The organism is Streptomyces sp. NPDC018026, assembly GCF_044327745.1.
GTDB lineage: Bacteria > Actinomycetota > Actinomycetes > Streptomycetales > Streptomycetaceae > Streptomyces > Streptomyces rubrogriseus.
The window spans coordinates 1-12,227 of sequence record NZ_JBIRFY010000036.1; the positions used below are offsets into that span (position 1 = coordinate 1).

At 70.0% G+C, this 12,227-nt stretch carries 2 protein-coding genes; both read left to right on the forward strand.

The features are described from left to right. The first annotated feature begins 3 nt into the window (after positions 1 to 3). Positions 4 to 7,026, forward strand: a complete 7,023-nt coding sequence (locus tag ACH4D3_RS41025; protein WP_398332861.1) for an amino acid adenylation domain-containing protein — start codon at positions 4 to 6, stop codon at positions 7,024 to 7,026. After that, positions 7,026 to 12,227, forward strand: a 5,202-nt coding sequence (locus ACH4D3_RS41030; protein ID WP_398332860.1) for an amino acid adenylation domain-containing protein, incomplete at its 3' end; no start/stop codon positions are given. The genes ACH4D3_RS41025 and ACH4D3_RS41030, both read left to right, overlap by 1 nt.

Below are 12,227 nucleotides of genomic sequence, written 5' to 3' on the forward strand. Positions count from 1 at the left end.
AAGGTGCGTGGGTTCCGGGTGGAGCCGGGTGAGGTGGAGGCGGTGCTGGCGGGGCTGCCGGAGGTGGCGCAGGCTGCGGTGGTGGCGCGTGAGGACGTTGCGGGTGACAAGCGTCTGGTGGCTTATGTCGTCGGCACCGGCACCGATGCAGGGGTTGGTGAGGGTGGTTTGGCGGGTGTGGTGCGGGAGGCGGTGGTGGGCCGGTTGCCGGGGTACATGGTGCCGTCGGCGGTGGTGGTGGTGGAGGCGTTGCCGTTGACGGGGAACGGGAAGCTGGACCGTGGGGCTTTGCCGGCTCCGGTGTATGCGGGTGCGGGTGCGGGTGCGGGTCGGGGTCCGGTGAACGTGCGGGAGGAGATCCTGTGTGCGGCGTTCGCGGAGGTCCTGGGTGTTGACGGTGTTGGTGTGGACGACGATTTCTTCGCGTTGGGCGGTCATTCCCTGCTGGCGGTGTCGCTGGTGGAGGATCTGCGCAGGCGTGGTGTCGCGGTGTCGGTGAGGGCGTTGTTCCAGACGCCGACGCCTGCGGGGCTTGCTGTGGAGGCGGCGCCGCAGGAGGTTGTGGTCCCGCCGAACCTGGTGCCCGACGGAGCGACCCGCATCACCGCGGAGATGCTCCCGCTCGTCGAACTCACAGAGGACGAGATCGAGCGGATCGTCGCGCGCACGGAGGGAGGCGCCTCCAACATCGCCGACGTCTATCCCCTGGCCCCGCTCCAGGAAGGCATCCTCTTCCACCACCGGATGGCCGCGGACAGCGGCACAGACGAGGACGTCTACCTGACCCCGATGCCGCTCGCGTTCGACTCGCGCGACCGGCTGGACGCCTTCCTGACCGCGCTGCAGCAGGTGGTGGACCGGCACGACATCTACCGCACCGCGGTCATCTCGGAGGGCCTGCGTGAGCCGGTCCAGCTCGTGCAGCGCCACGCGGAACTGCCCGTCGAGGAGGTCACGCTCGATGCCGACGGTGCCGATCCCGTGGAACAGCTCTCGGCCGTCGCCGGGTCGTGGATGGACCTCGGCCGCGCTCCGCTGATCGATGTGCACATGGCCGCCGAACCCGGCAGCGACGACCGCTGGCTGGCCGTCGTACGCATCCACCACCTGGTGCACGATCACACGTCGATGGAGGTGGTGCTCGAAGAGCTCGCGGCGTTCCTGTCGGGCCGGGGCGACACGCTGCCCGAGCCGATGCCGTTCCGGAACTTCGTCGCGCAGGCCCGGCTCGGCGTGCCCCGGGAGGAGCACGAACGCTACTTCGCCGGTCTGCTCGGAGACGTGACCGAGACGACCGCGCCGTACGGCCTCCTCGACGTGCACGGCGACGGCGGCGACGTCGACAACGCGCAGCGGCGGGTGTCGGACGAACTGGCGGCCAGAATCAGGGAGGTGGGGCGCAAGACCGGTGTGAGTCCGGCCTCGGTCTTCCACCTGGCATGGGCGCGGACGCTCGCCGCGATCAGCGGCCGGGACGACGTGGTGTTCGGCACGGTCCTCTTCGGCCGGATGAACTCGGGGGAGGGGGCGGACAGGGTTTCCGGCCTGTTCCTCAACACCTTGCCGATGCGCGTGCGCGTCGGCGAGGCGGGAGTGGCCGAGGCGCTCACCGGGGTGCGTGACCAGCTGGCGGAACTGCTCGTGCACGAGCATGCGCCGCTGGCCCTGGCCCAGCAGATGAGCGGGGTGCAGGGCGGTGGCCCACTGTTCACCTCGGCCTTCAACTACCGGCACGACCGGCTCGCGGCGCAAGGAGGCAGCCCCGGCATCGACGGTGTCACCAGGCTGAGCTCGAAGGACAACACCAACTACGCGATGAGCGCGGCGGTCGATGAGCGCGGGACCGAGTTCGTGCTGAGCATCCGGGTGGCGGGAGCGGACGCCGGCCGTGTGTGCGATCTGCTGCACACGTCTCTGGAGGGCTTGGCAGCGGCCTTGGAGGAGGCTCCGCAGACCCCGCTCGCGGCGGTCGACGTGCTGGGTGCGGTGGAGCGGCGGCGGGTGGTGGGGGAGTGGAACCGGACCGCTGTGGAGGTGTCGGGCCTGTCGGCGGCGGGGTTGTTCGAGGCGCAGGTGGCGCGGACGCCGGAGGCGCTCGCCGTGGTGGGTGACGGGGTTGAGGTGTCGTACGCGGAGCTGGACGCGCGGGCGAACCGGCTCGCGCACTACCTGCGGGCGCAGGGTGTGGGGTCGGAGTCGTTGGTGGGGTTGTGCCTGCCGCGCGGTGTGGAGCTGGTGGCGTCGATCCTGGGCTTGTGGAAGGCGGGCGCCGCCTATCTGCCGCTGGATCCCGAGTACCCGGCCGACCGGCTCACGTACATGCTCACCGAAAGCGGCACGAGCCTCGTCGTCGGCCTGAACGGTACGGCGGGGGAGCTGGCCGGGCCGGGTGTCGGCGTCGTGGCTCTGGACCATCCGGACGTGGCGGAGGCGCTGGCGGCGTCACCTTCATCGGCACCCGAAGTCGACGTGGTAGGTGGCCAGTTGGCGTACGTGATCTTCACGTCCGGGTCGACGGGTCGTCCGAAGGGCGTGGCGGTGTCGCACGCCGGGGTGGCGCATCTGGTGGCGGCGCAGGTGGAGCGGTTCGCGGTGGACGGGGCCGTCCGGATGCTGCAGTTCGCATCCGTCAGCTTCGACGCGGCGGTGTCCGAGATACTGGTGGCGCTGAGCTCGGGGGCGTGTCTCGTGGTGGCCCCGGCCGAGAAGTTGCTGCCGGGCGCGGGGCTGGCCGAGGTTGTGGCGCGGCATCGGGTCACGCATGCCACCCTGCCGCCCGCGGTGCTTGCGGTGCTGGGACCGGACGATCTGGCGCCGGTGACGACGCTGGTATCGGCGGGAGAGGCGCTGGGCGACGAACTGGTGACGCGCTGGGCCGCGGGACGGCGGTTCGTGAACGCGTACGGGCCGACGGAGACCACGGTGTGCGCGACGATGTCGCAACCGCTCACGCCGGGCGGTCGGGCGGACATCGGCGGACCGATCGCGAACGCGCGGGTGTACGTGCTGGACGGCCGGCTGGAGCCGGTGCCGGTCGGAGTGCCGGGTGAGCTGTATGTGGCGGGTCCAGGGCTGGCACGTGGCTATCTGGGCCATGAGGGACTGACCTCCGAACGCTTTGTGGCGTGCCCGTACGGAGATCGCGGCGAGCGGATGTACCGCACCGGGGACCGGGTGCAGTGGACCGCGGACGGCGTCCTTGCCTTCACGGGGAGGTCGGACGAACAGGTGAAGATCCGCGGCTTCCGTATCGAGCCGGGTGAGGTGCGGGCGGTCGTGGCCGCGCATCCGCAGGTCGCCCAGGCTGCCGTCATCACCCGGGAGGACACCCCCGGCGACAAGCGGCTCGTCGCATACGTGGTGCCGGAGGGCAGCGCGGACGGTGAACTCAACGAGGCCGTCAAGGAGTTCGCCGCAGTTCGGCTGCCGGACCACATGGTGCCCTCGGCTGTCGTCTCCCTCGATGCGCTGCCGTTGACCGTGAACGGCAAGCTCGACCGGGCCGCACTGCCCCTACCCGACCACGCTGCGACCACGGGAGTCGTTCGGGCCCCGGCCACTGCGCACGAGGAGCTGCTGTGTGGCGCCTTCGCGCAGGTCCTGGGCGTGCGGAGGGTGGGAGTCGACGACGACTTCTTCGCTCTCGGCGGTCACTCGCTCCTGGCTATGCGGCTGTCGAACCGGGTGCGCGCCGTGCTGGGTGTCGAGGTGACGCTGATCATGCTGTTCGAGGCGCCGACCCCGGCCAAGCTGGCTGCGCAGCTGAGGGAGGCCGGCACGGGGCGTACCGCGCTGGCGGCCATGCCGCGTCCGGAGCGGGTGCCGCTGTCCTTCGCGCAGCAACGGCTCTGGTTCCTGGGACAATTGGAAGGGGCCGGCGCGGGCGACGCCATTCCGATGGTGCTGCGGCTGACCGGTGAGCTGGACCGGCAGGCCCTCCAGGCCGCCTTGCGGGATGTGATCGGCAGGCACGAGGCGCTGCGCACGGTGTTCGCGACGGTGGACGGCGAGCCGTACCAGCGGATTCTGCGGGTCGAGGAGACCGGCTTCGAACTGCCGGTCGTCGAGATCGCGCCGCAGGAACTGGATGCCGCGGTGCGCGCGGCTGCCGGAAGCGAGTTCGACCTGGCCGACGACATCCCACTGCGTGCCCGGCTGTTCGCACAGAGCCCCACGGAACACGTCCTGGTGGTTCTGGTGCACCACATCGCCGGTGACGGATGGTCCACGGGGCCGCTCGCGCGGGATCTTTCGTCCGCGTACGAGGCGCGACGCTCCGGCCGGACACCGGACTGGACCTCATTGCCCGTGCAGTACGCGGACTACGCCCTGTGGCAGCGCGAGCTGCTCGGTGACGAGGAGGACCCGGACAGCCTCCTGACCACTCAGCTCGCCTACTGGCGCCGGGTCCTGGAGGGAGTTCCGGAGGAGTTGGAGCTGCCCACGGACCGTCCGCGCCCGGCCGTGGCGTCGCACCGAGGACACGAGGTTCCGCTGGAGATCCCGGCCGGGGTGCACCGCCGTCTCGTGCGGCTGGCGCAGGATCGGGGTGTGACACTGTTCATGGTGCTGCAGGCGGCCTTGGCGGTGACCCTGAACCGGCTGGGAGCCGGTACGGACATTCCGATCGGCACCGCGAACGCGGGGCGCACCGACGAAGCTCTGGACGACCTGGTCGGCTTCTTCGTCAACACCCTCGTGCTGCGGACCGACCTGTCCGGCGACCCGACGCTGGACGAGCTGCTCGAGAGAGTCAGGGAGGCCGGGCTCGGCGCGTTCGCCCACCAGGACGTGCCGTTCGAGCGGCTGGTGGAGGAGCTGGCCCCGGCCCGGTCCATGTCCAGGCATCCGCTGTTCCAGACCATGCTGACCGTGCAGAACACGGGATCCGCGGCGTTGGAACTGCCCGGCCTGCACGCCAGTCGGCTGCCGGGTGGCCCTGCCACGGTGAAGTTCGACCTGGACCTGAGTCTGGGCGAGGCGTTCGACACCCAAGGCGCACCGGCGGGACTGCGAGGCGTGCTGATCGCGGCGGTGGACCTCTTCGACGAGGAGACCGCACAGCGCGTCGCGGGCGGCCTGGTACGCGTCGCCGCCGCGCTGAGCGATGCCCCCGGGACCCGCATCAGGGACGTGAACGTCACTGAGCCGGGCGAGTACCGGCGTACCGTCGAGGAGTGGAACCGGACCGAGCGGGACGTCGCACCCGCCACGGCGGAGCAGCTGTTCGCCGCCCAGGTGACCGGAAACCCCGACGCGGTCGCCCTGGTCCACGGAGACAGCGAGCTGACGTACGCGGAGCTGGACGCCAGGGCGAACAGGCTGGCGCGGATCCTGGTGACCGGGGGAGCGGGCCCGGAGACGCTGGTGGCCGTCCTCGCGGACCGCTCGGTCGAGCTGGTGGTGGCGCTGCTCGCGGTGTGGAAGGCGGGTGCCGCGTATCTGCCGATCGACCCGGGGCAGCCCGCGGAGCGGATTGCGTACATGCTGGCCGACACGGATCCGATGTACGTCCTGACCACGACGGCGTGTACGCGACTGCTCCCCGCGGAGCCCACACCGCCGGTCCTGGTGATCGACGGGCCGCAACTCGTCGCGGAAGCAGCCAGGACGAGTCCCGAGCCCGTCACGGACGGCGACCGCACCGGAAGACTGCTCCCGGCGAACGCGGCGTACGTCATCTACACCTCCGGATCGACCGGGCGCCCCAAGGGTGTGGTCGTTTCCCACTCCGGAGTCGCAAGCCTGCGGTTGACACAGGCCGAACGATTCGCGTTCGACAGCGACAGCAGGGTGCTGCAGTTCGCCTCGGTGGGCTTCGACGGCGCGGTCTTCGAGGTGCTGATGGCCCTGAGCAACGGCGGTCGTCTGGTGCTCGGCTCCGCCCAGGAACTCCTGCCGGGACCGGGCCTCGCAGAGCTCGCGCAGCGGCACGGGGTGACCCATCTGATCGCACCACCCGCGGCGCTGGGCGCGATGGATCCGGCCGACCTGCCGTCCGTGACCACCCTGGCCGCAGTGGGCGAGGCACTCGGTGCGGATGTGCTGGCCCAGTGGGCGGACGGGCGGCGATTCCTCAACGGGTACGGCCCGACGGAGACGACCGTGGCCGCCGCGATATCCGCCCCCCTCGCCCCTGGTGACGTGCCGCATATCGGCACGCCCGTCGTCAACACCCGGGTCTATGTGCTCGACGCGTCGCTCAGCCCGGTGCCCGTCGGCGTGGCCGGGGAGCTGTACGTCGCGGGCGCCGGACTGGCGCGAGGATACGCGGGACGTGGGGGCTTGACCGCGGAGCGGTTCGTGGCCTGCCCGTTCGGCGCTGCCGGCGAGCGGATGTACCGGACAGGGGACCGCGTCCGCTGGACCGCGGACGGGCAGATGGTGTTCGCCGGCCGAGCGGACGAACAAGTGAAGATCCGCGGATTCCGGGTCGAGCCCGGAGAGGTCCAGGCGGTGGTCGCGGGACATCCTGAGGTGGACCGGGCCGCGGTCGTCGCCCGCGAGGACCGCCCCGGCGACAAGCGCCTTGTCGCGTACGTCGTTGCCGGACAAGGCGGCGGCGACGTGGCCGGGCTCCCTGAGACGGTACGCCGGTACGTCGCGGAACGGCTGCCCCAGTTCATGGTGCCCTCGGCGGTGCTGCTCCTCGACGCGCTGCCGGTGACAGTCAACGGGAAGCTGGACCGGAAGGCGCTGCCCGCCCCGGACCACAGCACGGCCGCTACCACGGGTCGGGCACCGGCCAACGCGCTGGAGGAAATGGTCTGCGGGGCCTTCGCACAGATCCTCGGGCTGCCTGTGGTGGGCCCGGAGGACGACTTCTTTGCCCTCGGCGGCCACTCACTTCTGGTGACGAAGCTGGCCAACCGTGTGCGCGCGGCCTCGGGGACCGAGGTGCCGATCCGGCTGCTGTTCGAGGCGCCGACCCCTGCCGCGGTGGCGGTCTGGCTTGCACAACAAGGTGGAACCAGGAAACAGACCAGGCCCGCTCTGAGGCCGATGCGTAACGAGGAGGGGTCCTGATGATTCCGTTGTCTTTCGCGCAGCGTCGGCTGTGGTTCCTTGCCCAACTGGAGGGACCGAGTTCGACCTACAACCTGCCGTTGGCCCTGCGCCTGACCGGGAAGCTCGACCCGGACGCACTGCTGGCCGCTCTGCGGGACGTGATCGGGCGGCACGAGATCCTGCGCACCACATTTCCCTCGGCCGACGGACAGCCGCATCAGCGAATCCTCCCCATCGACGAGACCGGGTTCTTCCTGACAACGGCCGCGGTGTCCCCGGACGCACTGCCAGGGGCACTGTCCGAGACGGCGGCCGAGCCCTTCGACCTGGCCGCCGAGATGCCGTTGCGGGCACGGCTCTTCACGACCGGCCCGGACGAGCACGTACTTGTGCTGGTCATTCACCACATCGCATGGGACGGCGAGTCGATGAGGCCGTTCATGCGGGATCTGTCGACGGCCTACATGGCGCGTCTCGCGGGCCGGGCACCCGAATGGGCCCCACTGCCGGTGCAGTACGCGGACTATGCGCTGTGGCAGCGGGAAGTGCTCGGTGACGAGGACGACGCGCAGAGCCTGCTGTCCCAGCAAGTGACCTACTGGCGCACGGCGTTGGCCGGAATGCCCGAGGAGCTGGAGCTGCCGTTCGACCGGCCCCGTCCGGCCGTGGCTTCGCATCGCGGTTGCGAGCTCGGCATCGAAGTCTCCGCCGACGTCCACCAGCGCCTCGCGGTACTGGCGCGGGAACACGGCGCCACCCTGTTCATGGTGCTCCAGACCGCCTTCGCCATGACACTCAACAAACTGGGCGCGGGCACCGACATCCCGATCGGCGCGCCCGTCGCCGGACGCAACGACGAGGCGCTCGACGACCTGGTCGGCTTCTTCGTCAACACGCTGGTGATGCGCACCGATCTGTCGGGGGACCCCACGTTCGGCGAGATCCTTGATCGCATCCGCGAGACGAGTCTGTCGGCGTTCGCCCATCAGGATGTGCCGTTCGAGAAGCTGGTGGAGGAACTCGGGTCGTCGCGGTCACTGGCCCGACACCCCCTGTTCCAGGTCATGCTGACCATGCAGAACAGCACCCGGCTCGACGACGGCAGCAGTCCTGGGCAACGGGCGAGCGGCGTACGCATCAGTCCGATGACGGCGGACGCCGGCGAATCGCTGGCCAAGTTCGACCTGCACGTGTTCGCCAAGGAGGTCTTCGACGGGCAGGGCGCGCCCGCCGGTCTCCAAGGCGTGCTGACGGCGGCGTCGGACCTGTTCGAGGCGGACACGGTCGAGCGCATCGCGAACCGGTTCATACGTGTCCTCGAACACCTTGCGCGTGACACGTCGCTTCCGTTGAGTGCGGTGGATGTGCTGGATGCGGGTGAGCGGCGTCTGGTGTTGGAGGGGTGGAACGACACGGCGGTCGAGGTTGGGCCCGCGATTGTGCCTGGGTTGTTCGCGGCTCAGGTGGTGCGTTCCCCGGAGGCGGTGGCGGTTGTCTGCGGCGGGGAGTCGGTGACGTATCGCGAGCTCGATGCGCGGGCGAACCGGCTGGCGCACTATCTGGTGGCGCAGGGCGTGGGCGCGGAGTCGGTGGTGGGGCTGTGCCTGCCGCGTGGGGTGGAGAGCATCGTCGGGATTTTGGCGGTGTGGAAGGCGGGGGCCGGGTATCTGCCGCTGGATGCGGGGCAGCCGGCGGAGCGGATTGCCTTCCAGCTGGGGGACAGTCGTGCGGTGTTGACGCTGACGACGGAGGAGGTCCTGGAGGATCTGCCGGCGGGCAGGTATCGGTTGGTGGCGGTGGACGGTGTACTGACCGCGATGCAGCTTGCGGCTGCGCCGGATACGGCTCCCGAAGTGTCCGTGGACGAGGGCCAGGTGGCGTATGTGATCTATACGTCGGGTTCGACCGGTGTGCCGAAGGGGGTGGCGGTTCCGCACGGGGCGCTGGCGAACTATGTCGCGTCGGTGCCGGGTCGGGTGGGGTTGGGTGTGTCGGGTGGCCGGTATGCGGTGTTGCAGGGGCAGGCAACCGATCTGGGTAACACGGTGGTGTTCGCGAGTCTGACGACGGGTGGTGAGCTGCATGTCCTGGATGAGGAGGCGGTCACCGACCCGGTGGTGGTGTCGGCGTATCTGGCCGAGCACGGGATTGACTTTTTGAAGGCGGTGCCGTCGCATGTGGCGGCGTTGGGTGCGGCGGCGGTGCTGCCCGCGCGGTCGTTGGTGCTGGGTGGTGAGGCGGCCTCGCCCGCCCTGGTGGCGGAGTTGCTGGCGGCTGCCGGGGACCGGGAAGTGTTCAACCACTACGGCCCCACCGAGACGACGATCGGTGTCGCGACCGCCCGTCTCACCGAGGAGGTGGTGGCGTCCGGGGTGGTGCCGGTCGGCACGCCCGTGGCCAACACCCGTCTCTACGTCCTGGACAACGCGCTGAACCCGGTCGCGCCGGGCGTGACCGGCGAACTCTATGCCGCTGGAGCCCAGTTGGCGCGCGGTTATGTGGGTCGTGCGGGGCTGACCGCGGAGCGGTTCTTGGCGTGCCCGTTCGGCGGGTCGGCGGGTGAGCGGATGTACCGCACCGGGGACCGGGCGCGCTGGACGGCGGACGGGCAGTTGGTCTTCGCGGGCCGGGCGGACGACCAGGTCAAGATCCGTGGCTTCCGGGTCGAGCCCGGCGAAGTGGCGGCGGTGGTTTCCGGGTGTCCGGCGGTGTCGCAGGCGGTGGTCGTCGCCCGCGAGGATGTCCCGGGCGATACCCGCCTGGTGGCTTATGTCGTCGCGGTCGATGGGGACGCTGATGCGAAGGATCTCGCCGCGGCTGTCGGGGGGTTTGCGGCGGCGCGGTTGCCGGGGCACATGGTGCCTTCCGCGGTGGTGGTTGTGGATGCCGTGCCGTTGACCGGTAACGGCAAGCTCGACCGGGCTGCTCTGCCGGCTCCCGACCTCGGGTCCGGGTCCGGGGTCGGTGGCAGGGGGCCGGAGACGGCGCAGGAAGAGGCCTTGTGTCTGGCCTTTGCCGAGGTACTGGGCGTGGACAGGATCGGGGTCGACGACGACTTCTTCGCGCTGGGCGGGCACTCTCTGCTGGCGGTCTCGCTGGTGGAGAAGCTGCGGGCGCGCGGCATGTCGGTATCGGTCAAGGCACTGTTCCAGACGCCGACACCGGCAGGGCTCGCTGCGGTGGCCGGTCCGGAGTGGGTGAAGGTGCCCGAGAACCGGATCCCCGCGAATGCCGCGGAGATCACGCCCGACATGGTGCCCCTGGTGGACCTCGACGAGTCGGCCATCGAGCGGATTCTGCGGCAGGTCGAAGGCGGTGCGCCCAACCTGGAGGACATCTATCCACTGGCCCCGCTGCAGGAAGGCATCCTGTTCCATCACCTGATGCAGGCCGATCGCGGCGCGGACGTCTACGTGGCGCCGATGGTCGTGGGCTTCGTGTCCCGTGAGCGTCTCGACGCGTTCCTCGGCGCCCTGCAGCAGGTGATGAACCGTCACGCGATCTACCGCACGGCGATCATGTGGGAAGGGCTGGCCGAGCCTGTCCAAGCCGTCTCCCGGCGGGTGAAGCTGCCTGTCCAGGAGATCGTCCTGGAAGCCGGCACCACCGCCGACGCGGTGCAGCAGATGCTCGATGTCGGCGGCTCGATGGATCTGAGCAGCGCGCCGCTGCTGCGGGTGCACACGGCCGCCGAGCCGGGCACCGACCGGTGGCTCGCACTGCTGCGCATCCACCACATGGTTCAGGACCACACGACCATGGAGGTGCTGATCAGAGAGCTGCGCGCCTTCATGTCGGGGGAGGGAGCGTCGCTGCCGGAGCCGCTGCCGTTCCGTGACTTCGTTGCTCAGGCGCGGCTCGGCGTGGCCTCCGAGGAGCACGAGCGGTTCTTCCACGAGCTCCTCGCGGACGTGACCGAGACGACGGCACCGTACGGCCTCACGGATGTGCACAGCGACGGTGCGGGGACCGAGCGGGCACACCTGCCCGTCGACGACGACGTCGCACGTCAGGTGAGGGAGGTGGCGCGAAAGCTTGGAGTGAGCGCGGCGACCGTCTTCCACCTGGCATGGGGCCGCGTGCTGGCTTCCGTGTCCGGGCGGGACGACGTCGTGTTCGGCACGGTGCTGTTCGGACGCATGAACGCCGGCGCCGGCTCCGACCGCGTGCCCGGCCTGTTCATCAACACCCTCCCCGTGCGCGTACGCACCGAAGGGGTGAGTGTCACCGAGGCACTGACCTCCATGCAGGACCAGCTGGCGGAGCTGCTGGTGCATGAGCACGCCCCGCTGGCCCTGGCACAGAAAGCCAGTGGCATCGAGGGCAACAGCCCACTGTTCACCTCGCTGTTCAACTACCGGCACGCGCAACGGTCCAGCCAGGAGGCGGACCAGGCGCCGGACACCGGGTTCGAAGGAGTGCGCCTGCACCACTTCCACGAGCACACGAACTACCCGATGGACGTGGCCGTCGACGACGACGGGTCAGGATTCGTCCTCACGGTCGAGGCGGTGGCGCCGGCCGATCCGGCCCGGGTGTGCGCGCTGCTGCACACCTGCCTGGGACACCTGGTGGCCGCGCTGGACGAGCACCCGCGCGCCCGGCTCGACGCGCTGGAGGTGCTCGACGGCGCGGAGCTGCGGCAGCTTCTGGATGAGTGGGGTGGTGGTGTGGGTGGTGTGTCGGGGGTGTTGGTGCCTGAGTTGTTTGGGTCGTGGGTTGGGGTGGATCCGGGTGCGGTGGCTGTGGTGTGTGGTGGGGTGGGGGTGTCGTATGGGGAGTTGGATGTGTGGGCGAATCGGATTGCGCATTGTTTGCGTGCGCGGGGTGTGGGGGCGGAGTCGGTGGTGGGGTTGTGTCTGCCGCGGGGTGTGGAGATGGTTGCGGCGATTTTGGGGGTGTGGAAGGCGGGGGCGGCGTATGTGCCGTTGGATCCGGGTTTTCCGGTGGAGCGGTTGGGGTTCATGGTGGGTGATGCGGGTGTGCGGGTGGTGGTGGGGCATCGGGTGTTGGTGGAGGGGTTGGAGGTGTCGTGTCGGGTGTGTCTGGATGAGTCTGATGTGGTGGCGGAGTTGGCTGGTGGGCCTTCGTGGGCTCCGGTGGTGGAGTGTGAGGGGGATGGGTTGGCGTATGTGATGTATACGTCGGGTTCGACGGGGCGTCCCAAGGGTGTGCAGGTGACGCATGGTGGTCTGGCGAATCTGGTGGTGGGGTTGGGG